Below are 22,670 nucleotides of genomic sequence, written 5' to 3' on the forward strand. Positions count from 1 at the left end.
CTTAACTCAATTACCGTTGCGGGGGCAGTGTCGGATTATCACCGACTTCCCGTTTCACTCGCGCACGCATTGTGCGAAAGCACCTGAAAAAGTGATGCAAGGCTATCAATCGCCCTGCCAGCGGTCAATTACAATTGATCCGGGACAGGATGTTGCGCAACCGTTGCCACTGAGTCTCGTCACCCGGCAAACCAAATCTCAGTGCGGGTGGTTGCTGAAAGCTCCGTATCAGTATGCCGTTCCGGGCGAACGCTTCGGCAATTCGCCCTGCGTCCGGATGGGGAACATACTGATATAACAGCGTGCCCCCAGAAGGTGCCAGGCCGAACTGGTCGAGCAACGCCGCCAACCGCGAACTCTCCTCAATCAGGGTCACGGTCGCCCGGCTCTGCCAGGCATTATCCTCCAGGGCCAGGGCCATGAGGTAGCGGGCGGGGCCGCTGAGCGCCCAGGGGCCGATGGTCTTTTGCAACTGGGCGGCAATGGTCGCGTCCGTCAACACCGCTCCGGCACGAAGACCCGCCAAGCCGAAGAACTTGCCCAGAGAACGCAGGACCACCAATCCGGGATTTTCAGAACCCGTGGCCCGGGCCAGGCTGAGCTCATCCAGGCCGTCTGCAAACGCTTCATCCACTACCAGCCAGCCCCCGCGTCCGGCGAGCCGGTCATACCACTCCAGCAACTGGTCCGGCGACAGCGCCAGACCGGTAGGATTATTGGGTTGAACCCACACCAGTACGTCAAGACTACTCGCCCACTCAGGATCACTGCGGGCAAGCTCCAGGGCGAGTGGGACCACCTCATGGCCCGCTTGCCGCCACCAATGGCCATGTTCGCTGTAGCCCGGTTCAGGAATACCTACCCGACAGGGTGGCCGCAGGAACGGCAGCGCTTCAATTGCAGCCTGGGTGCCCGGTACCGGAACACATCCGGCGTAATCAGGAGCGCCGAATTGGGTTCGGATAATATCGACCAAACCATCGTTGTCTTCCGGCAGGCGACGCCAGACTTCAGCAGGAACCGGGGGAACCGGCCAGCCCTCCGGATTAATGCCAGTGGACAGATCCAGCCAGTCCTCAACCGGAATGTTGTGGGCTCGGGCAGCCGCCTGCAACCGGCCACCGTGGACGGGTCGTTCCGACATGTTATGAAAGCCCGCCGAACAGAACGGCCAGCACCAACAACGTGGCCAGCCACAAAAAAACACCCCGGCGCACAAGGCTTATGGCCTGGTCAATAGTGAACGAACTCGCCTTGGGGCCGGTGCCCAGCAGGGGTCGTTGTTTAATGCCGCCAGTATAAGGGGCAGGCCCCCCCAGGGTGACTCTCAGGGCGCCTGCACCTGAGGCCATCACCGGGCCGGCATTGGGACTGTCCCAGAGATGGGCCTGGTTTTGCCAGCAGTGAAACGCGGTTCGGGTTCTGCCAGTCAGTGCGTAGGTCAGGGCCGTCAGTCGTGCCGGTATCCAGTTAAGCGCATCGTCCAGCAGGGCTGCGACGCGGCCAAAGGTGAGAAGACGCTCATTGCGATAACCCCACATGGCGTCCAGGGTGTTCACAGCCCGATGAAGAACAACCCCGGGAATGCCTGCCACCAGGAACCAGAAAATCGTCGCAAACACGGCATCGGCTCCGTTCTCCAGAACCGACTCCGTGGCCGCCGTAGCTACCCCGCTTTCATCCAGCGCTTCGGCCTTGCGGCTCACAATCCGGCCCACCTGGGTGCGGGCCAGTTCGATAGCCCCTGCCCGTAACGGATATTCAACGGCCCGGGCATGCTCGGTCAGTCCCCGCAGCGACAACGCCAACCACACTACGAGCACCGACACCACCCAGAGCGCCCCCGTTGGCAGCCAGAACATCAGCAGCACCGCCAGCAATACCGGTGGCCCTGTCATCAGCGCGACTGCCAGCGCACCCTGCCCAACACTTTGACCCGACGGTGTGTTCAATTTGCGTTCAATCCGTTCTGCCTGCCTGCCGAAAGCAACCAGCGGGTGCCATCGGCGGGGCTCTCCCAGACAGTAATCCACCCCAACGGCGGCCACGCAGACCAGCACTGAGCCCAGAAATGAATCCACAGTTCACCCTCTGCCTTATGCAACAGTAGCTGGGTGCCAGCCGTTGCGAGTCCGATTAGTGTACTTGACAGCCCCCATGGTGCGTTACACCATCACTCACTGATTCCCAACCCAGAGCTGTAACCTTGACCGATCTGACCTTCTGGCACCAGCCGCCTCCCGCCGTAAACATTACTCGAATCAGTCGTGCCCGGGAACATCAGGGTGTGCTGACGAAACCCCCGGGCTCTCTTGGACGGCTTGAGGAACTGGCCGTCCTGCTCTGTGGCCAGCAAGATACCGACACCCCCAAAGTGGACCAGGTACAGATCAGTATTTTCGCCGCCGACCATGGCGTCTGCACCGAAGGGATCTCGGCATTTCCCCAACAGGTGACCGGCCAGATGGTCGCCAATTTTGCCCATGGTGGCGCGGCCATCAGCGTGCTGGCAAGACATCTTGGTGCCAGCCTGGAAGTCATCAACCTGGGCACTGTCGAGCCTCTACCCGACCTGCCCGGCGTATTGACCAACCGCATCGGCCCGGGTACCGCCAATCTGGCGTTGCAGTCCGCAATGACCGAGGCTGAAGTTCGTCAGGCGCTTGAAGCTGGCCATCAGGTGTCGCAACGGGCTGCAGACACAGGCGCTCAGTTATTTATAGGCGGTGATATGGGTATCGGCAACACCACCAGTGCAGCGGCAGTCGCTTGTGTCCTGCTAGGGGAAGCGCCGTCAGTCATCGTCGGGCCTGGCACTGGGCTGGATGTGACCGGTGTACGGCATAAGACCGCCGTGGTGGCGCAGGCACTGCGACGTCACGGTGACGATGTCACGCCCTTGTCGGTTCTGACCTCATTGGGCGGTTTTGAAATCGCTGCACTCACTGGTGCCATGCTGGGTTGTGCCCACCGGCGTATTCCGATCCTGGTCGATGGGTTTATTGTCTCAGTTGCAGCGTTGGTCGGGGTGCTGCAACAGCCCGGATTGGCTGACTGGCTGCATTTTTCCCACCGTTCCGGTGAGCCCGGCCACAGCAGGATTCTGGCCGCTCTGATGGCACGACCGTTACTGGATCTGAACATGCGCCTGGGCGAAGCCAGCGGCGCTGCCATAGCCCTGCCACTGCTGCGCCAGGCCTGCGCCCTGCACAACGAGATGGCCAGCTTTGACGATGCCGGTGTTGACTCGGGAAGCTCTGATGAACCATGAAACCACGATTATCGACCTGATCCGGCACGGTGAACCAGAAGGCGGCCCGATGTTCCGGGGCACCAAAAATGACCCGCTCAGCGAACTGGGGTGGCGGCAAATGAATGCGGTCATTGATCCAGCGGAGCATTGGGATGTGGTGTTAAGTTCCCCCATGGAGCGCTGTATCCAGTTTGGGGAAACCGTCGCCGAACGTCTGAGAGTCCCCCTGCACAGCGATGACCGGCTGCGGGAAATCGGCTTCGGCGAGTGGGAAGGCCTTACGGTGGAGCAAATCCAGACCCGCTATGGCAAAGAGCGACTGGCACGGTTCTGGGCCGACGCCGAGCTCAATACCCCGCCGGGTGGCGAACGCTTGAGCCACTTCCAGGTGCGCGTCGAGGCTGCCTGGCAGGAATGGACTGAAGGTCTCGCCGGTCAGCGGGTTTTGCTGGTCGGCCATGGCGGGGTGGTGCGGGTAGTGGTCGGCCACATCATGGGGATTCCACGAGAGCGAGTGCTGTCCGCCATTCAGGTCCCTTATGCCTGTCGCAGCCGGGTCCGGCTGGACCGCAGCGATCACGGCTCACTCAGTTGTCTCCTCTCCCACGGCTGAGCGAGAGCAATCCTTGAGCACCAATGGCAAACCGGCTACGCTCATCATCACCCGATGGCAATGCTGCGCCAATGCCTGATTCAGCCAGCCCAGTTCATCGCAAAAGCGCCGGGTCAGTGGGTCCATGGCAACGGTGCTCAGCCCCACCTCGTTACTGACTATAATCACCTCACCCGGATACTTTGCCAAAGCCCCCTGAAATGCCTTTCGCTCAGCGTTGAATACCTGTTCGCCAGCGTGCAATAGATTGCTCACCCACAAACTCATGCAGTCGATCAGCAGACACGGCAGCGGGCTATTACCCTCCGCCGCTTTTTCCAACGCGCGGGCGAGGCCAAGTGGCGCTTCAATCAGGCCCCAGCTCTCGGGCCGCTCCGCCTGATGGCGACGAATCCGGTCCGTCATCTCGCCATCTCCGGCCGTCGCTGTCGCAATATAGGTTACGGGCGTGTCGGAGGACATGGCTATCTGCTCCGCCAGTGCGGTTTTACCCGAGCGGATGCCACCGGTTACCAGGGTATGTTTCGTTGCCATAGCCAAGGTATGTTTCATTGCCATAGACAGGTATTTCCTTTCTGGCGGATTACAAAGTACGTCATGGTGATCGCCAATTTTGGCCCATCGCAGTGCCGCACTGCTATAGTGCCCGAAGTATAGTGCCCGAAAGCGGTTTATTTATGTCACCCGTTTCATCAGGGATGCCGAAACATGCAAGCCGAACTCATCGAAATCCGTAACCATCTGGCTCGGCACGAGCCTTTTGATCAATTACCGGAGACCACGCTGGACCGAATTGTCGCCCAGGTCGAAGTCGCTTATTTCCGCGCTGGCTCGACGATTCTGGAAGTTGGTCAGCCCAGCACCGAACTGCACTATATTCGCAGTGGCGCAGTAGAAGTGTTCCGCCGTTCCGGAGAGCTCTACAACCGCCTGACTGAAGGCGACATCTTTGGCCAGTTCGGTCTGATGATGGGCAAAATGGTGCGTTTTCCCGCCAAGGCTCTGGAAGATACATTGATCTACTGCATTCCGGCGGTGATGTTTCAGGAACTGTGGGAGACTGAAGACAGTTTCGCCGATTTTGTCGAGATCGAAGACCGCACCCGCCTGCGCACAGCCGTTGAACGCCAGGGCAAGTCAAGCAACCTGATGAGCGCGAAGGTAACCCGGCTGATCTCCCGAGAGACAGTCTCTGCGCCTGCTACCGTAAGACTGCAGGAAGCCGCTCGAATCATGACCGAACAGGGCGTCTCGGCCCTACTGCTGATGGACGAAACTGGCACCAAGCCGGTTATGAAAGGCATCATCACCGACCGCGATCTGCGTACCCGGGCACTCACTGAAGCCATGCCGTCAGAAACGCCGGTGGCGGACATCATGACCGAGGGCCTGATCACCATCAGTTCCGAAGCGTTTATATTCGAAGCCATGCTGATGATGCTACATAACAACGTGCACCACCTGCCAGTCATCCATAATGGCGAGCCCCGGGGCATCATCGGCCTGTCGGACATCGTTAAATATGAATCCCAGAGCACGCTGTTCGTGGTCAGTAATATTTTCCGCCAGAAGGATGTGCGCGGGCTAACCGCCGTCAGTAAGGATGTCCGTGACAGTTATGTGCGCATGGTCAACGAAGACGCCAATTCCCATATGATCGGCAGTGCGATGGCCGGTATCGGGCGCAGCTTCTGTCAACGCCTGCTGGCCCTTGGCGAGGAGCAACTTGGACCTCCGCCGATCCCCTATTGCTTTATGGCCCTGGGCTCCATGGCCCGGGATGAACAGCTCGTGGTCACTGACCAGGACAACGCCATGGTGCTGGACGACAGCTTTGACCCGGCCGAACACGATGAATACTTCAAGGCGCTGGCTAAGTTCGTCAGTGACGGCCTGGCCTCCTGCGGCTACACCTATTGTACGGGCGACATCATGGCCACCAATACCAAATGGCGTCAGCCCCTGAGTGTGTGGAAAAGCTATTTTACCGACTGGATTGAAAACCCAAAGGCGGAAGCCCTGCTGAACAGCAACATCTTCTTTGACCTTGAAGGCATCTACGGCAATACCGCTTACACCGAGGAACTCAAGACCCTAGTGGCGGAGAAAGCCCAGAAGAGCCAGGTGTTCCTCGCCCTGCTCGCCCGTAACGCCCTCAACCGAACCCCGCCGCTGGGGTTCTTCCGCACCTTTGTGATGGAGCAGGATGGCAAACAGAATGACACCATCAACCTCAAGCGTCGTGGCACCGCGCCCATATCCGACCTGATTCGGGTGCATGCCCTGGCTTGTGGCTCCAAGGCCCAGAACTCTTTTGCGCGGTTGCGCGCGGTTGCTGAAACCCAACTGTTGCCCCATGGCAGCGTAGAGAACCTGAGGGACGCCCTGGAGTTCATTGCCATCGTGCGAATTAGGCATCAGGCGGCCGCCATCGAAGCTGGCCAGCAACCGGACAACAATGTCCGCCCGGAAGACCTGTCCACCTTCGAGCGTCGTAACCTCAAGGATGCCTTTCAGATACTTAGTAACGCACAGAAATTCCTGCGCTACCGATACCATGCGTCGACAGGACGAGCCATCCAATAATGTCCCTATCTGATAGTTCCAGCAATCCCGATCCTGAGGGGGTGATCGATTGGCCGGCGCGGCTCAATCTTCTAAAGGACCAAGCCACGGACCCTCATCTGAAAGCATTTTACGGAGCGGGCACGGTGGCACCGGAAACGCAGATATCCGACGTTCCCATGGTTGCCCTCGATTTTGAAACCACCGGCCTTGATCCTCACAGCCATTCCATTGTGAGCATTGGCCTGGTACCCATGTCGCTGGGTCGCATCCGGTGCCGTGATGCCAGGCACTGGGTGGTGCGGCCCCCGCTACCACTGCATCAGGGCTCCGTCACCATCCACGGCATCACTCACACTGATATCCTCCAGGCCCCGGATTTGTCCGAAATTCTGGATGATTTACTGACTGCACTTGCCGGAAAAATTGTGGTGGTGCATCACCGGGGCATTGAACGACCGTTTCTGGATGTCGCGCTGAGGTGGCGACTCAAGGAGGGCATTGAGTTTCCGGTTCTGGATACTATGGCCATCGAGGCCCATCTGCATCCGAACAGGCATCCCAACTGGTTTGGCCGTCTAAGAGGTAAAGCCCCGCTGTCCATCCGGTTGGGTGATAGCCGCAGCCGTTATGGCTTGCCCCATTACCCTCCCCATCACGCGCTGACGGATGCCCTGGCCTCGGCCGAGTTGTTGCAAGCGCAGATCCAACACCACTTCAGCCCGGAGACACCGATCGGGGACCTCTGGTTCTGAAAGTCCGCCCGGTGCCCTTCATACCCCAGATTGCTTTTGGTATGGGGGGCCAGTAATCTCATAAATCACTCTGACCTTATGTACACGTAAACAAACTTTCCCCGATATCACCGAGAAGAGGTAAACGTGGTGGGGGCAAAACGCTCTGATTTTCAGATAACCGGGCAAACCCGCCCTCCGAAACCTGCCAGGTTGACCCCACAGGATGCTTTTCGCAGAGCCCGGGAACATTGGCTGAAGGGGGAGCGGATTCATCTTGCGGCTTTGTCGGAAGAACTGGGTATTGGCCGCGCAACACTATTCCGCTGGGTCGGCAACAAAGACCTGCTGATCGGTGAGGTGCTATGGTCCACCTACGAGCCGTTGCGCGCCAAAGCCCTGGAACTGACCCCCGGCAGCGGCGTCGATTACGTGGTCGAGGTGTACCGCTATATCAACGAAACCCTGCTGCACTCCAAGCCTTTGCGAACCTTCATCACCCAAGACCCCGAATACGCCCTGCGTATACTCACGTCCACCCGTTCGCCCATTCATAGCCGGGTGGTTAAAGCCAACGCCCGCACCTTGCGGGAGCAGATCGCTGACGGTCACCTCAGCCCGCCGATGAAAACCGAAAGCTTGTCGTACTTTATGGTTCGGCTGGCAGAATCCTGTTTGTACAGCGACATCATTTGTGGCCGCGAACCCCGCCAGGAAGAGTTGGACGATGCCTGCAAAGCTGTGCGGATACTGTTGGGTGGCACCCTGAGCTGACAGGCACAAAAGATAACGGGCTTGTCGTTTTTATTTTGCGTCCGGGGGAAAACCCCTCTTATACTCCGTTACTGCGGAGGTCATTTGTGCTCAGGCCGCTGCTGCCATATCAATGACAATAAAAAGGAAAACGAGATGCTGAAACGTCGCACATTTATTGCCGCTGCCGCCGCTACCCTGTTGTTCAGTTCCATCGCCCATGCCGAGTACAAGGACGAATACACCGTCTCCACCGTTCTACCCTCCGCCTTCCCCTGGGGGCAGGCTGCAGACAAATGGGTGGAGCTGGTAAAAGAGCGCTCTGACGGGCGGATCAATATGAAAATCTACAGTAACTCCCAGCTGGTTTCCGGCGACCAGACCAAAGAGTTCTCCGCCATGCGCTCCGGCATAATCGATATGGCCGTAGGCTCCACCATCAACTGGTCACCTCAGGTCCCCGAGCTGAACCTGTTTTCGCTGCCCTTCCTGATGCCGGACTACGCCGCCATCGATGCCATTACTCAGGGCGAGGCGGGTGAAGCCATCTTCGCGGCCATTAAAAAGCGCGGCGTTACCCCACTGGCCTGGGGCGAAAACGGCTTTCGGGAGCTGTCCAACTCCAAGCGGGCGATCAAAGAGCCTGCGGATGTTGAGGGCCTGAAAATCCGCGTCGTTGGCTCGCCGCTGTTCCAGGACACCTTCACCGCCCTGGGTGCCAACCCCACCCAGATGAGCTGGGCTGATGCCAAGCCAGCCTTGACCACTGGCGCCGTGGATGGGCAGGAAAATCCGCTCTCGGTCTTTGACGTCGCGCGTATCGATCAGGTTGGTCAACAGCACCTGACACTTTGGCGGTACATGGCAGACCCGTTGGTGTTTGCTGTCAGTAACAGCGTCTGGAGCGAGTTCAGCGCGGAAGATCAGGAACTCCTCAAACAAGCTGCTATTGACGCAGGCGAGTGGGAGATCGAAAAATCCCGTGCCGAGCTGGATGCCACCCTCGCAGGTATTAAAGAGCGTGGTGTGCAAGTCACCGAACTCACTCAGGAGCAACACGACGCCTTTGTGGAAGCGACCCAGTCTGTTTATGAGAAGTGGACGCCCCGCATCGGCGAAGATCTGGTGAAAACAGCCCAGGAAGCGGTTGCCAATAGTCAGTAGTAAAGCCGGCGTGTCCAGGTGCCCGCCAACCCGGTGGGCGCGTGATTGTCCCGACCGCCTGAACCGGAGTAGCCATGCCCATCCGACCCCCGAAGTTCCGGCCTGAAGCCTGGCTGGCGACCCTGGCGCTAATCGCGATCTGCGTGATCAGTCTGGGCAATGTGATTGTCCGCTATGCCACCGATGCCTCCTTTGCCTTCACCGAAGAGTTCTCGGTGTTCCTGCTGGTTCTGGTCACCTTTGGCGGCGCTGCGGTGGCGGCTCGCGATAACCAGCACATTCGCATTGAGCTGATCGAGCATCACCTGCCGTCTAAAGCCAAAAAAGTCGTTTACGTTTTTCAGTGGCTGGCCGGAGTCATCGTGCTGGGCCTTACTGCCTGGTATGGAGGCACTCTGACGCTGCAGGAATACCAATGGGAATCCCTGTCCCCGGGGCTCGGACTGCCGAACTGGATTTACGTCATCTGGCTGCCCGTGCTGGCTGTCGCCATCATCATTCGTCTGACCCAGAACCTCATCGATCGCCTGCGGGGCAAGGAAGGGCCAGAGGTTATCCATGAGTCCTGACATACTGATGATCGGCGCCTTCCTGCTGGCGCTGCTGATGGGTGTTCCGGTCGCAATTGCCCTGGGCGTAGGCGGCGCAGTGGGCATTCTCACGGGGTTGCCCCCTGATATGTTGGCAACCTTCGGTACCAATACTTACAACAGCGTGGCCAAATATCCGCTGATTGCGATCCCCCTGTTTATTCTCACCGGCCTGATTTTCGAGCGGGCCGGGGTAGCCGCCAGTCTCGTGCGTTTTGCCCAGGCCATCATCGGCCCCCGGCACGGCGGCCTGACCGTGGTGGCGGTGATCGTCTGCCTCATAATGGGCGGCATGAGTGGCTCCGGCCCGGCAGATGCCGCAGCGGTGGCGATGGTCATGCTGCCCAGCATGCGCAAGGCCGGTTATCCGCAGCCGTTTTCGGCCACCCTCATCGCAGCTTCATCCTCCACTGCGATTCTGATTCCACCTTCGATTGCCCTGATTCTCTACTCTATCGTGGTACCGGGCGTGGATTTACGTGCCCTGTTTGCCGCGGGCCTGTTCCCCGGCGTACTGGCCGGATTGTCATTGCTCGTCCCTGCGATGTATTTTGCAAAAAAGTACCGCTGGGAAGACCCGGAAACCGCCGAACGCCCGCCTTTCTGGCCCAGCTTCAAGGCCGCATTGCCGGCCCTGTTTGCTCCGGTAATTATTCTCGGGGGCCTGCGTTCGGGGCTGTTCACACCCACCGAAGCGGCAGTGGTCGCGGTCACCTACGGCGTGATTATCGGTTGTCTGGTATATCGCAATCTCAGCCTGAAGGACCTCTGGAACCTTATGACCGACGCCGCCGTCACCTCCGGCGTGGTTATGTTCATCATCGCGCTGGCTGGTATTTTTGCCTGGGCGGGCTCTACCCTCGGTACGTTCCAGCACCTGGCGGATAGTCTGCTATCCCTGTCGGATAACGGCTGGGTTCTGCTGGGTCTGGTAATGGTGCTGGTACTGATTGCCGGTATGCTCCTGGATGCCATTTCGATCTACCTGATCCTGATTCCCATCATCCTGCCGTTGATGAACCATTTTGGCTGGAACCCGATCTGGTTCGGTATTTTGCTCGCCATGAACATTGCCATTGGCCAGTTCACCCCACCGGTTGCCGTCAACCTGATGGTAACGACGCGTATCGCCAACATCCGCCTGGAGCACACCATCGGCTGGGCCTTTATATTTGTCGCTGCGATGGCGGTGAGTTTGTTGCTGGTCATGCTGATACCGGGAATTGCGCTGTGGTTGCCGGACAAACTCGGGTATGTGGTGGGGCCGTGGTAAGAGCAAATCAGCCGGACGTAGTGGGTAAAACTCATGGGAAGTGGCTTTCGTAACCGCTACCCTTCCGGTTCCTTTAAACATCTCCAAACTCTACCTCCAACATTGAGGGCCTCTGATCATGAGCGATCCAATTTACACGCCACCAAAAGTCTGGAAATGGGATGCCGAGAGCGGCGGAGCTTTCTCCAAGATCAATCGCCCGATTGCTGGCCCCACTCATGAGAAAGAACTGCCGGTAGGCAAACACCCCTTCCAGCTTTACTCCCTGGCCACTCCCAACGGAGTCAAGGCCACCATCATGTTGGAGGAATTGCTGGAGAAAGGCATTCGGGAAGCCGAGTACGATGCCTGGCTGATTCGTATTACCGAAGGGGAACAGTTCGGCAGTGGCTTTGTGGGCGTAAACCCCAACTCCAAGATTCCCGCCCTGATGGACCGCAGTAATGACCCCGCCATCCGCGTGTTTGAGTCTGGCTCCATCCTGCTTTACCTGGCCGAAAAGTTTGGCGAGTTCCTGCCCAAAGATTTTGCCAAGCACACCGAAACCATGAACTGGCTATTCTGGCAGATGGGCAGTGCGCCCTTCCTGGGCGGCGGCTTCGGGCATTTCTATGCCTATGCACCCGAAAAGTACGAGTACCCCATCAACCGCTTCACCATGGAAGTTAAACGGCAACTGGACGTGTTGGATCGGCAGTTGGCAGACAACCGGTATATCGCGGGCGACGAATACACCATTGCCGACATGGCGATCTGGCCCTGGTACGGCGCGGTCGTGACCAATAAAGTCTATGAGGCGGCAGAATTCCTGGAAGCCCACAGCTACAAGCACGTGCTGCGATGGACTGAAGAACTAGGTCAACGGCCCGGTATACAACGGGGCCGCATGGTGAACCGGACCTGGGGCGAACCCAGCGAGCAATTGCATGAACGGCACGACGCCAGTGATTTCGAGATGCGAACCCAGGACAAAGTTGAGAACCCACTTGAAAGTAACGATTGAGCGGTCAGACGGAACCAAGAGGTAAATTACTGTAGGGTTCATCTATCCCGGGGTTCACCTATCAGGGGAACCCTGAGATAGACTCAGCAGACCCTTGATGTCCTCCTCCAGAATGGCCTGATCCCTCGACGCGATCATGAAAAATATATTACAGAGCAGCAAGGATTCGGAGAAAATTTCGCTTAACCGCGTTTTTGGGAACGCACATAGCTCGCCATCGGTAAGAAGTTTCAAGCCGGAGCTTCGCTTCTGGAAAGCGAACTCCCTGATGGAAGCGTAGTGTTGAAAATGTTTTACCATGCAGCTCGAAGTCATAAGTCTCTTTTTCTTCCTCGATCTCGTCCATCAAGTGCGGGATAGTGCCGAGGCGGCCTTGAATTTACGCTTGGCTAACGACCCCGCAGCTACCCGGCTGCCCCCGCCTCCAAGGGGCTCCGGGTTGTCTGAGTAATTATCTCCATTCTGATGAATCACCACAGCGCGTCCAGCGAAATCATCCAGCGAGAGTCTTGGCGCTAACTCAGGCTTGGTTGATTCGCCTTGCGAGTTGACAAAGAGTGCAGGGAGATCTCCGAGATGGCCGTCAGCGCTTTGCCTTCCCGGTCAATTTCCGGTCAATCGTTTTCAGAATCGAGCCAAAGGCTTTCTCACCCGCATGGGCTGCGAGGGGAGAGAGCACGAGACCGATCACGGGAATACTGACGCGGAAAACCGAGGTCCAGGTAACGGCGGTACCTTCCGGTATTTGCTGCAGCCGAATCTGGCCGCTTTGATGTTGCATGGGAGGACGGGAGCGAAGAATCTTGTAGTCCATAGTCGTCGGACGCTGGAAATTACTGATTTCCTCCTCAAACCACACCGCTCCCAGATCAATTCGACGCACGGCTCCGTTACCGTTGGGGTCGTCCAGTCCTGCCTTCAGTAATCTGGCGTCTTTGATACCTGCAAACGCTGAATAACCGGCATGGTCGCTTAGAAGCTCGAATACCTGATCGATTGGGGCCGCTATGGTACGTTTGACGACAATGGTTTGCATGCTCTGGTCCCGACTTTTAACTTATGACAGGGGTAGCAAATCCGTCAGCGCTGCCGCTGAGCATTCTTCAGATAAGCCGCCGCCCAGCACAGCCCCAACCAACCCTGCCACCGAACCTGCGGCCGCCCCCGCTGCTGCCCCAACACCGGCACCAGCCCATGCACCTTTACCTGCTCCTTCCGCGCCGGGGGAAACGCTTTCATCCCCACCTACGGGGTGTACCTCATGCTGGCCATGGGGGTTAACAAAGAAAACCGATAGCGAAGCCTTCTCGAATCCAGCTTCCTGCAAAGCCTGATGTACATGTTCTGCACTTTCCTGGTCGTCAAACCGTCCTGCAATTATCTGTGCGATAATCTCTATCCTTTTAGAAGAAACCTCTTAGCTCTGCTACCGAGATAACCTTTTAAACATCATTGACATGTTAATGGATCAAATGAGAAATATGGAAGGCACAGTTCGCCCCCGACAATACGACAACCACAGCAAGAGGATAGACCAGTGACCGATCTGGTAAGTTACCAACTGAATGACGGTATCGCGACAATTGTCATCAATAATGGCAAGGCAAATGCGCTGAGTCACGAGGTATTGGAGGCCCTGAACCAGGCGCTTGATCGCGCTGAACAGGACAAGGCCGTGGTTATTCTGACCGGCCAACCCGGTATTTTCTCCGGCGGTTATGATCTGAAGGAAATGCAGAAAGGTCCAAAGGAAGCATCGACCCTCGTAAACATCGGTTCCAAACTGACTCGCCGCCTGGCGGCTTTTCCGTTACCGGTAGTGGGTGCCTGTAGTGGTCATGCGATTGCGAAGGGAGCCTTTATCCTGCTGTCAGTGGATCACCGCATTGGCATTGAAGGCAGCTTCAAGCTGGGCCTCAATGAGGTGGCCATCGGTATGACCATGCATCACGCGGGTATTGAGATTGCGCGGCACCGGTTAGCGCCCGCGCATTTTTACCGTTCGGTGATTAACGCTGAAATCTTCAGTCCCGAAGGCGCCGTTGCAGCAGGTTTCCTGGATGAAGTTGTTGCCCCGGAGCAGCTGATGGCGAGGGCAAACGAACTCGCTCAACAGTTCCAGAAGTTGAACATGAGGGCCCATCAGCAAACCAAGCTTAAAGCCAAAGCCGAGTATCTGGCGCTACTGGATCGGTGCATCGAAAAGGATGCGGAAAGCCTGGGGCTTACGGGTTGAACAACCCTTGTTCGACGTCTCAGCGCGCGTTAATCACCGCCATGGTGATCCGGGAAATACAGACCAGTTTGCCCTCTTCGGTCTCGATCCGGATTTCCCAGACCTGAGTGGAACCACCGATATGCTGGGGCCTGGAGGTCCCAAGTACCCAGCCAGAGGTGACCGAACGGATATGGTTGGCATTGATGTCCAGACCGACCACCAGCTGACCCTCTTTACGCAGGCAATGGCTCGCAGCCACGCTGCCGAGGGTTTCCGCCAACACCACCGAGGCGCCGCCGTGGAGAATACGGGCAGGCTGAACGGTACGGCTGTCCACCGGCATACGGGCCTTGAGAAAATCATCACCCACTTCAAGAAACTCGATGCCGAGATTTTCCACGGCGGTTTCCCGGCAACGGGCCTGTATGTCTCCCACCGTGGGCGTAACGGTCCAGATACTCATGCTTTATTCTACCTCAGTTAAAGTTGCAGGGAGCGCACTTCAAGAAACTCTTCCAGCCCCCACTTGCCGAACTCCCGACCGATGCCGGAATGCCCGAAACCACCAAACGGTGCCAGGGGGTTAAAGGCGCCGCCGTTGACAAACACCTGCCCGGTGCGCAACTTACCAGCGATCTTTTTGGCGTTGTCCTGATCACCAGACCAGACCGCGCCGGAGAGTCCGAAATCGGTGCCATTGGCAATTCGGATAGCGTCTTTCTCATCCTGGTAGGGGATGATACAGAGCACCGGTCCGAATATCTCCTCCTGGGCGAGGCGGCTGCCGGGCTTCACGTTTCCAAACACTGTGGCTTTGACGAAGTATCCCGCCTCCAGCCCGTCGGGCGCTTCCGGCCCGCCGGTCACCAGAGTCGCGCCCTCTTCAATACCCAGCTTGATATAGTCGATGACCTTGTCCCGTTGCTGGGCAGAGGCCAGAGGCCCCAGGCGTGTTGTTTCTTCCAGCGGGTTGCCCGGAGTCATCTTTCCGACAGCCTCCGCGGCCAGTTCGCAGGCCTCATCGTGCAGGTCGGCCGGTACCAGCATGCGGGTAAGCGCAGTGCAGGTCTGTCCGGAGTTGAGCAGGCAGTTATTAACAGTACCCTTTACCGCTGCTTTGAGGTCGGCATCCGGGAGAATAACCGAGGCAGATTTGCCTCCCATTTCCAGCGCGAAGCGTTTGAAATCGTCTGCGGCGGCGTGGGCAATCAGGCTGCCGGTTCGGGTGGAGCCGGTAAAAGACACCATTCGAACGGCCGGGTGTTTGATCAAGGTGTCACCGGCGTCCTCGCCCAGGCCACACACCATATTGAATACGCCTTTGGGCAGGTCGGTGCCATCCAGAATGTCCGCCAGGATGTAAGCACTCATGGGCGCAATCTCACTGGGTTTGAGCACAATCGTGCAACCGGCGGCCAGCGCAGGCACGACTTTCAGAATGACTTGGTGAAGCGGATAGTTCCAGGGCGTGATGCACCCCACCACTCCCACCGGCACTTTCTGCACTTCTGAGTTTCCCACCTGCTCGGAAAACGGGAAATCCGGCAGCATTTTAAGGTAGCTGCCGGTCACGGTCGCGGGCAACCCGGCCTGGATACCGGTAGCCAGTTTGATGGGCATTCCCACTTCACGGCTGACGGTTTCGGCGATTTCGGCAGCACGTTCTTTCAGGCCAGCGTGAAGCTGCTCGATCACTTTGATGCGCTGATCCAGGGAGGTTTCCGACCAGCTTTCGAATGCTGACTGGGCAGATTCAATGGCCTGTTCCATTACCGCACGGCCGGAGGCAGGTACTTTAGCAATGACATCCCCGGTCGCCGCTTCGTTTACATCAATGGTGTCGCCGCGCCATTCAACCCATTCACCGTTAATATAGTTCTTGTTCAGATTCTTCATGGTTTGCTCCTTCAATCGAACACAATCACGCCGCGGGCATTTTTGCCAGCTATCATATCGTCGAACGCCTGGGGCGCTTCTTCGATGGTGTAAGTGCGGGTGACGAGTTCATCCAGTTTGAGTTTGCCCGCTTTATACAGGGCGATGATTCTCGGAAAATCGTATTGCGGGCGGGCCGACCCCAGCCAACTGCCTTTGATGGTGCGTTCATCAGCGGGCATCGAGAAGGTGCCAAAACTGGTCTGGTCCTTCATGTCGGCAACACCTACCACCACCGCGGTGCCGCCACGGCCCAGGCATTTATAAGCCTGAGCGACCACGGTGCCGGCGCCAACACACTCGAAGGCGTAGTCCACACCACCGGTGAGTTTCTTCACGGCTTTGGCCACATCTTCCACTTCATTGATATTAATCGTATGGGTGGCGCCAAATTCCCGGGCTGTCGCCAGTTTTGACTCACTGGTGTCCACCGCCACGATCATTTCGGCACCCGCGGTCTGGCAGCCCTGAATAGCGTTGAGGCCAACGCCGCCGACACCGAAGACTGCTGCCCGGGAACCAGGCTCAAGCTTGGCGGTATTGAAGACGGCACCGACGCCGGTCATGACCGCACAACCCACCAGTGCGGCGTTCTGCAAGGGCACGCCTGGTTCGATTTTGACGACGTTATCGACGTGAAGGGTGGCGTACTCCGCCATCACGCCGCAGGCGCCAAAGACGTTCAGGTCTTTGCCTTCTGAGTCGGTGGTGCGAACGGTGCCGTCGGGCAGGGTAAACATGGCTTTGCGGGCATTTTCGCAAAGCACCGGGCGGCCCCGAACGCACTGGCGGCATTTTCCACACATGGAGATGAAGGAGCTGACTACATGGTCGCCTTCCTGAAAATCGGTTACGCCCTCTCCCACTTCGATGATGACACCAGCTGCCTCGTGCCCGAGCACCAGCGGCGGCGGATACTGGATTTTGCCGGTGGTGGCGGAATGGTCGCTATGACAAACGCCGCAGGCGGCAATTTTGATGGTGATTTCGTCTCGTTTGGGGCCTTGAACGTTGATGGTTTCGACCTGAACGGGCTGGCCCCATTCGCGGCAGATGACGGCTTTTGCTTTTCTATCCATTTACTGTTTCTCCCCTTATCCTCTAGTCCGCTTGGAATAGTGTTGTGCAAGGATGGCAGCGTCTCTCTGAAAACACGCCGTGGACCCATCCATGGGGGCTCGGCATTGCCATCCCTGGCAATGCACGGTTTTCAAAGAGACGCTGCCACCCTCGCACTCATGCTTTTGCGTTCGGAGTCCATTTAAAACCGAATCAGCTAAATCACTACTGGCTTGGATGATTAAAACTCTGCGTCGCACATATCCAATGCGGTGGTGTCGACAGTTTTCAACGACTCGCTCAGGCTCACCACCTTTGGCAGTTCATATCGGGCAAAAAATTCGCAGGCTTTTACTTTACCCTCGTAAAAATCCGGTGTCTGCCTGCCTTCTCCTTCCAGGCCACCCGTGGCTTTAAGGGCCTGGCGTAACCAGAGCCAGCCAACGACGGTATGGCCGAAAGCTTCCAGGTAAAGGGACGAATTCGCCAGGGCTTTTTCAAGGTTGCCCATGCTCTTTTCGGCATTGACCGCCTCGGTGGCAGTAGTCATAGCTGTGACTGCCCGCTGTAGCTGGCTCGCACACGCAGCCAGACGAGCATTGTCCTGGGCTTCGCCAATAGTGGCTTCGATGCGGTTCATCAGCTCCTTAAAGAACGCCCCGCCAGCCATGGAGACTTTGCGTCCCAACAGGTCAATGCCCTGGATCCCGTGGGTGCCCTCGTGAATCGGGTTCAGGCGGTTGTCGCGGTAGAACTGCTCCACCGGATACTCGCGAGTATAACCGTAGCCGCCGTGAACCTGGATCGCGAGGCTATTGGCTTCCAGGCAGAATTGGGACGGCCAGGATTTGATGATAGGCGTCAGCACGTCCAGCAGGCCAGCGGCGAGTTTTCGCTGGTCTTCGGTTGGCGCGTGTTTTTTCTCGTCTACCAGTACCGCGCCTTGCAGGCACAGAGCCAGGCCACCTTCGACGTAGGCTTTCTGGGTCAGCAGCATGCGGCGGATGTCGGCGTGGCGGATCAATGGAACTTGCGGACTGCTGGGGTCTTTATCGCCTATTGGGCGTCCCTGTTTGCGTTCGCGGGCATAGTCCAGGGCATGCAGATAGCCTGTGTAGCCAAGCATGACCGAGCCCAGACCAACGCCGATGCGGGCTTCGTTCATCATGTGGAACATGGCGGCGAGGCCTTTGTTGGGCTCGCCTACCAAATAACCAACAGCGCCGTCTTTCTCGCCGAAATTGAGCATGGTGGAGGTGGTGCCGCGGTAACCCATTTTGTGTATCAGGCCCGCCAGGGCGACGTCGTTGCGTTCGCCGAGACTGCCGTCGTCGTTAACAAGCAGCTTGGGCACTATGAACAGGGAAATGCCTTTAACGCCGGCAGGGGCGTCTGGCAGCCGGGCGAGCACCATGTGAATGATGTTCTCGCTGAGTTCGTGGTCGCCGCCGGAGATGTAGATTTTGTTGCCGAACAGGCGGTAGCTACTGTCTTCCCGGGGTTCTGCGCGGGTGCGTAGGTCGCCGAGGGACGAGCCCGCGTGGGGCTCGGTCAGGCACATGGTGCCGAAAAAGCGCCCCGCCATCATGGGTTCGGCGTACTTTTGCTGCTGATGTTCCGAGCCCTGGGCGACAATCAGATTGGCGGCGGCAATAGTGAGACCAGCGTAGCCCTGAGTGCCTACGTTCGCACCTTTGAGCAGCCCAACACACATCTGGGCCACGGCGGCTGGCAGTTGCATGCCGCCCCGTTCGTAGTCCTGGCTGGCGGCCATCAAGCCAGTTTCGCGCAGGACATCGAGCGCTTTTTTTACTTCCGGGCGCATGGTAACCCGACCGTTTTCGAATATGGGTTCTTCTTCGTCCACCAGTCTGGCGTGGGGGGCGAATTCTTCAGTGGCCACTTTCAGGGCCAGGTCGAGCGCCGCCTGCAGGGTCTCGCGGCTGTGGTCAGCATAGCGTTCAAACCCCAGGACCTTTTCTACCTCATGGAGCTCGAAAAGCTGAAAGGCGAGATCCTGAGAGTTGATGATTTTCTGCTGCATGCGGCGCTCCTGTTAACTTAAAGACTCCTGATTAAACGACTTCAAACAACCCGGCTGCACCCTGGCCGCCGCCAATGCACATGGTAACGACGACATACTTCGCACCCCGGCGCTTACCTTCAATCAAGGCGTGGCCTGTGAGGCGGGAGCCGGTGACACCGTACGGGTGACCAATGGAAATCGAGCCGCCGTTCACGTTGAGCTTGTCCATGGGAATGCCCAGCTTGTCACGGCAGTACACCACCTGGGAGGCGAAGGCTTCGTTGAGCTCCCAAAGATCAATGTCGTCCATGGTGAGGCCGTTACGCTCCAGCAGACGCGGGATGGCGTATACCGGGCCGATGCCCATTTCATCCGGTTCACATCCGGCAACGGCAAAGCCACGGAAAATGCCCATGGGTTCGATGTTGTTTTTCTCGGCGTAGGTGCTGTCCATCACCAGGCACACGGAGGCGCCATCGGATAACTGGCTGGCGTTGCCTGCGGTAATGAAATGTTCAGGGCCGCGCACCGGCTGCAAACCCGCCAGGCCTTCCAGCGTGGTGTTGGGGCGGTTGCACTCGTCCTTGGTCAGCGTGACATTCTTTTCGCTGACTTCGCCGGTTTCCTTGTCCTTCACTTTCATGACCGCGTCATAGGGCACGATTTCGTCGTCGAAGTAGCCTGCGTCCTGGGCAGCGGCGGTACGTTGCTGGCTGATCAGGGCATATTCATCCTGGGCTTCGCGGCTGACTCCGTAACGGTGCGCGACGATATCAGCGGTTTCGATCATTGCAAGGTAGAGTTCTGGCTTGTTCTTCATCAGCCAGTCGTTGGTAGCGTGGAACGCGTTCATCTTCTCGTTCTGCACCAGACTGATGGACTCAACACCCCCGGCAACCATGGCGGGCACCTTTTCGGACAGCACCCGCTGGGCCGCGAGCGAGATAGCTTGCAGGCCAGAGCTACAGAAACGGTTGATCGACATACCAGCAGTGGTGACCGGAAGGCCCGCACGAACCGCAGCCAAACGGGCCATGTTGCGGCCCTGGGCCCCTTCATGGAAGCTAGCGCCGAGAATGACATCTTCCACAATGGCAGGGTCGATACCCGCGCGTTCAACGGCGTGCCGGATAACATGCCCGGCCAGGTCCACACTGTGGGTATTGTTGAGGGCGCCCCGGTAGGACTTGCCGAGGCCGGTACGGGCAGTGGATACAATAACTGCGTCAGACATAATCAATGCCTCCTTTAAAGGTCGCCGAATTTCTTGTTCTCACTCGCGAGCTTTGCGAGGAGTTCCGAAGGTTTCCACTGATCACCACCGACGGTATCGTGGAATCGTTTAACGGTTTCGTAGATGGTTTTAACACCGACCTGGTCAGCCCAGAACATCGGGCCGCCGTGATAAGCAGGGAAGCCGTAACCGTAGATCCAGACAATATCGATGTCCAGCGAGCGGTCAGCAATGCCTTCTTCCAGAATTTTGGCACCTTCATTGACCATCACGTACATGCAACGCTCAAGGATTTCCTGGTCCGTGATAGCCCGAGGCTCGATGCCCTGCTCCTTGCGGAAACCAGCAATCAGTTCGTCTACCTTGGGGTCGACCACCGGCTTACGATTACCTTCCTCGTATTGGTAAACACCGGCCATGGTCTTTTGACCCAATCGGCCTTCTTCCGCCAGCGTGTCCATCCAGTTGGCGGGAATGTCTTCACCGGACTTCCGGCGTTCTTTGCGGATACTGTAACCAACATCAATACCAGCCAGATCCGACATGGCGAACTGGCCCATGGGGAAGCCCAGGTCGGTCAGCACCTTATCGACCTGCTGCGGCGAGGCGCCTTCATTGACCAGGGCCGTGGCTTCTGCGCCACGACGATGCAGCATGCGGTTGCCCACGAAACCGTAGCAGTTGCCGACCATCACGCCCACTTTGCCGATCTTCTTGGCAAGCGCCATGACGGTGGCTTTGACTTCATCGGAGGTTTTGGTGCCGCGGACATTTTCGAGCAGCTTCATTACGTTGGCCGGGCTGAAGAAATGCATGCCAACGACATCCTCCGGACGGCTGGTCGCAGAGGCTATTTCATCGATGTCCAGAGTCGAGGTGTTGGATGCCAGTATGGCGCCGGGTTTGCAGACCTTGTCGAGTTGGCCGAATATCTGTTTCTTGATATCCATATTTTCAAACACCGCCTCAATCACCAGGTCCACGCTCTTGAAGTCGTCATAGGACAGGCTGGTCTTGATCAGAGCCATGCGCTCCTCCACCTGGGCCGTGGTGATGCGGCCTTTTTTGGCAGAACTCTCGTAATTCTTGCGGATCACCGAGAGGCCTTTGTCCAGCGCCTCCTGCTTCAGCTCCACAATGGTGACCGGGATGCCAGCGTTGGCGAAGTTCATGGCTATGCCGCCGCCCATCGTGCCAGCACCGATAACACCGACACTTTTTACATCCCGTACCGGCGTGTCCTTCGGCAGCCCCGGCACTTTGGAGACTTCCCGCTCGGCAAAGAAGGCATGCACCAGACCACCACGCTGGGGCGACTCCATGCACTCGATGAACAGTTCCCGCTCGCGCTTCATGCCTTCGTCAAATGGCAGGCTGAACGCCGCTTCCACCGCATCAACACACTTGAACGGAGAAAACAGGCCGCGGGCCTTAGCCGTCAGATTGTTGCGGAACGCTTCAAATACCTCAGTGCCTTGGTCGGCGGAGATCTTGTCGGTGATATCACGAACACGGCGTACCGGTTTGTCTTCTGCGATCAGTTTGGCTGCGTACTCAAGCCCAATGGTACGACTGTTGTCCCCTTGAGCGACGGCATCAATGATGCCCGCTTCCAGGGCGTCGTCGGCCTTGACGAATTCGCCGGTCGTAATCATTTCCAGGGCTTTTTTGGCACCGGTCAGACGGGGCAGCCGTTGGGTACCACCCGCGCCGGGCAGCAGCCCCAGCTTTACTTCCGGCAGTCCGACCCTGGCGCTGTCGAGGGCGATGCGGTAGTGACAGCCCAGCGCCAGTTCCAGCCCGCCACCAAGGGCGGTGCCATGGATGGCGGCGACCACGGGTTTATCGCTGCTCTCGAACGTATTGATCACCGTGACCAGACCCGGCTCCTGCATGGGTTTGCCAAACTCGCGGATGTCTGCACCGGCAACAAAGGTGCGGCCCTCACAAACCACCAGGAGCATTTTGGCGTCGTTATCGGTTTGACCCTGCTTCAGGGCCTCTAGCAAACCGGTGCGCACAGCGTGCCCCAGAGCGTTCACCGGCGGGTAATTCACGGTGATGATGCCAATGGCACCTTCGCGATCATAGCTTACGACTTCAGACATAACTCTCCTCCCGGAATAAATAGATGACGGATCATTGCAGACAAAGCGTTACCACAACAGCCCGCATACATCGACTTCAACCAGTGTGTGTTTTAAGAATCGTTTTTCGAAATTAAGTTTTATTAAGCGGAACGGTCTAGCA

At 57.8% G+C, this 22,670-nt stretch carries 21 protein-coding genes, 1 pseudogene and 1 riboswitch; of the genes and pseudogenes, 10 read left to right on the plus strand and 12 right to left on the minus strand.

The genetic code is table 11. The features are described 5' to 3' along the window. A riboswitch (cobalamin riboswitch) is annotated at positions 1 to 102 on the minus strand. This riboswitch is flagged as partial in the annotation. A 22-nt stretch (positions 103 to 124) separates the two neighbouring features. Together cobD and cbiB are read right to left on the minus strand one after the other, a co-directional pair. Beyond that, positions 125 to 1,144 carry a threonine-phosphate decarboxylase CobD gene (cobD, locus tag WEB64_RS09620; protein WP_368058774.1) on the minus strand — a complete coding sequence of 340 codons (1,020 nt, stop codon included), beginning with the start codon at positions 1,142 to 1,144 and terminating at the stop codon, positions 125 to 127. Position 1,145: 1 nt separating this feature from the next. After that, complete coding sequence (gene cbiB, locus WEB64_RS09625; RefSeq protein WP_368058954.1) at positions 1,146 to 2,069, minus strand: adenosylcobinamide-phosphate synthase CbiB; 924 nt, start codon at positions 2,067 to 2,069, stop codon at positions 1,146 to 1,148. 182 nt (positions 2,070 to 2,251) lie between these two features. Between cbiB and cobT the strand changes: the two genes are divergently transcribed. After that, positions 2,252 to 3,271 carry a nicotinate-nucleotide--dimethylbenzimidazole phosphoribosyltransferase gene (gene cobT, locus WEB64_RS09630; protein ID WP_368058956.1) on the plus strand — a complete coding sequence of 340 codons (1,020 nt, stop codon included), beginning with the start codon at positions 2,252 to 2,254 and terminating at the stop codon, positions 3,269 to 3,271. Continuing rightward, positions 3,261 to 3,866 carry a histidine phosphatase family protein gene (locus tag WEB64_RS09635; RefSeq protein ID WP_368058776.1) on the plus strand — a complete coding sequence of 202 codons (606 nt, stop codon included), beginning with the start codon at positions 3,261 to 3,263 and terminating at the stop codon, positions 3,864 to 3,866. The genes cobT and WEB64_RS09635 overlap by 11 nt, the downstream gene beginning before the upstream one ends. Here the strand turns inward: WEB64_RS09635 and cobU are convergent. Then, positions 3,837 to 4,424, minus strand: a complete 588-nt coding sequence (gene cobU, locus WEB64_RS09640) for a bifunctional adenosylcobinamide kinase/adenosylcobinamide-phosphate guanylyltransferase (RefSeq protein WP_368058778.1) — start codon at positions 4,422 to 4,424, stop codon at positions 3,837 to 3,839. The two genes, WEB64_RS09635 and cobU, sit on opposite strands and share 30 nt — an antisense overlap. 150 nt (positions 4,425 to 4,574) lie before the next feature. On the opposite strand from cobU, the gene WEB64_RS09645 reads away from it, so the two are divergent. From WEB64_RS09645 to yghU, 7 genes are all read left to right on the plus strand, one after another. After that, positions 4,575 to 6,452 (plus strand): putative nucleotidyltransferase substrate binding domain-containing protein, encoded by a 1,878-nt coding sequence (locus tag WEB64_RS09645; protein ID WP_368058780.1) that lies wholly within the window; start codon positions 4,575 to 4,577, stop codon positions 6,450 to 6,452. After that, complete coding sequence (locus tag WEB64_RS09650) at positions 6,452 to 7,186, plus strand: 3'-5' exonuclease (protein WP_368058782.1); 735 nt, start codon at positions 6,452 to 6,454, stop codon at positions 7,184 to 7,186. Before WEB64_RS09645 ends, WEB64_RS09650 begins: the two co-directional genes overlap by 1 nt. Before the next feature lie 126 nt (positions 7,187 to 7,312). After that, positions 7,313 to 7,939: a QsdR family transcriptional regulator gene (locus WEB64_RS09655; RefSeq protein ID WP_368058784.1), complete on the plus strand. Its 627-nt coding sequence runs from the start codon at positions 7,313 to 7,315 to the stop codon at positions 7,937 to 7,939. 135 nt (positions 7,940 to 8,074) lie between these two features. Beyond that, complete coding sequence (locus WEB64_RS09660; RefSeq protein WP_368058786.1) at positions 8,075 to 9,082, plus strand: DctP family TRAP transporter solute-binding subunit; 1,008 nt, start codon at positions 8,075 to 8,077, stop codon at positions 9,080 to 9,082. 74 nt (positions 9,083 to 9,156) lie between these two features. Continuing rightward, positions 9,157 to 9,651 (plus strand): TRAP transporter small permease, encoded by a 495-nt coding sequence (locus WEB64_RS09665; RefSeq protein WP_368058788.1) that lies wholly within the window; start codon positions 9,157 to 9,159, stop codon positions 9,649 to 9,651. Next, positions 9,641 to 10,945: a TRAP transporter large permease gene (locus WEB64_RS09670; protein WP_368058790.1), complete on the plus strand. Its 1,305-nt coding sequence runs from the start codon at positions 9,641 to 9,643 to the stop codon at positions 10,943 to 10,945. Before WEB64_RS09665 ends, WEB64_RS09670 begins: the two co-directional genes overlap by 11 nt. Positions 10,946 to 11,063: 118 nt before the next feature. Beyond that, the gene (gene yghU / locus WEB64_RS09675) at positions 11,064 to 11,948 is read left to right on the plus strand and encodes a glutathione-dependent disulfide-bond oxidoreductase (protein ID WP_368058792.1); all 885 of its coding nucleotides are present in this window, start codon (positions 11,064 to 11,066) and stop codon (positions 11,946 to 11,948) included. 345 nt (positions 11,949 to 12,293) lie between these two features. Here yghU and WEB64_RS09680 read toward each other — a convergent pair. The 3 genes and pseudogenes from WEB64_RS09680 to WEB64_RS09690 all read right to left on the minus strand — a co-directional run. After that, positions 12,294 to 12,533, minus strand: a pseudogene (locus WEB64_RS09680) (superoxide dismutase family protein); the annotation flags it as partial. Further along, complete coding sequence (locus WEB64_RS09685; protein WP_368058794.1) at positions 12,532 to 12,984, minus strand: SRPBCC family protein; 453 nt, start codon at positions 12,982 to 12,984, stop codon at positions 12,532 to 12,534. The pseudogene WEB64_RS09680 and the gene WEB64_RS09685, both read right to left, overlap by 2 nt. A 21-nt stretch (positions 12,985 to 13,005) precedes the next feature. Beyond that, positions 13,006 to 13,275, minus strand: coding sequence for a hypothetical protein (locus WEB64_RS09690; protein WP_368058796.1), 270 nt, complete (start codon positions 13,273 to 13,275; stop codon positions 13,006 to 13,008). A gap of 210 nt (positions 13,276 to 13,485) precedes the next feature. Between WEB64_RS09690 and WEB64_RS09695 the strand changes: the two genes are divergently transcribed. Then, positions 13,486 to 14,184 (plus strand): crotonase/enoyl-CoA hydratase family protein, encoded by a 699-nt coding sequence (locus WEB64_RS09695; protein ID WP_368058798.1) that lies wholly within the window; start codon positions 13,486 to 13,488, stop codon positions 14,182 to 14,184. A gap of 19 nt (positions 14,185 to 14,203) precedes the next feature. Here WEB64_RS09695 and WEB64_RS09700 read toward each other — a convergent pair whose 3' ends face one another. The 6 genes from WEB64_RS09700 to WEB64_RS09725 form a co-directional block, all read right to left on the minus strand. Next, complete coding sequence (locus tag WEB64_RS09700) at positions 14,204 to 14,629, minus strand: hotdog fold thioesterase (protein WP_368058799.1); 426 nt, start codon at positions 14,627 to 14,629, stop codon at positions 14,204 to 14,206. 17 nt (positions 14,630 to 14,646) lie between these two features. Then, positions 14,647 to 16,062 carry an aldehyde dehydrogenase family protein gene (locus WEB64_RS09705; RefSeq protein ID WP_368058801.1) on the minus strand — a complete coding sequence of 472 codons (1,416 nt, stop codon included), beginning with the start codon at positions 16,060 to 16,062 and terminating at the stop codon, positions 14,647 to 14,649. An 11-nt stretch (positions 16,063 to 16,073) separates the two neighbouring features. Next, positions 16,074 to 17,180, minus strand: a complete 1,107-nt coding sequence (locus WEB64_RS09710) for a zinc-binding dehydrogenase (protein WP_368058803.1) — start codon at positions 17,178 to 17,180, stop codon at positions 16,074 to 16,076. Positions 17,181 to 17,401: 221 nt separating this feature from the next. Beyond that, positions 17,402 to 19,204 (minus strand): acyl-CoA dehydrogenase, encoded by a 1,803-nt coding sequence (locus WEB64_RS09715; RefSeq protein WP_368058805.1) that lies wholly within the window; start codon positions 19,202 to 19,204, stop codon positions 17,402 to 17,404. Positions 19,205 to 19,235: 31 nt separating this feature from the next. After that, on the minus strand, positions 19,236 to 20,420 hold the full coding sequence (locus tag WEB64_RS09720; protein ID WP_368058807.1) for an acetyl-CoA C-acyltransferase: 1,185 nt from the start codon (positions 20,418 to 20,420) through the stop codon (positions 19,236 to 19,238). 14 nt (positions 20,421 to 20,434) lie between these two features. Beyond that, complete coding sequence (locus WEB64_RS09725) at positions 20,435 to 22,528, minus strand: 3-hydroxyacyl-CoA dehydrogenase NAD-binding domain-containing protein (protein WP_368058809.1); 2,094 nt, start codon at positions 22,526 to 22,528, stop codon at positions 20,435 to 20,437. Between the last annotated feature and the right edge of the window lie 142 nt (positions 22,529 to 22,670).

Source organism: Marinobacter sp., assembly GCF_040882185.1.
Taxonomy (GTDB): domain Bacteria; phylum Pseudomonadota; class Gammaproteobacteria; order Pseudomonadales; family Oleiphilaceae; genus Marinobacter.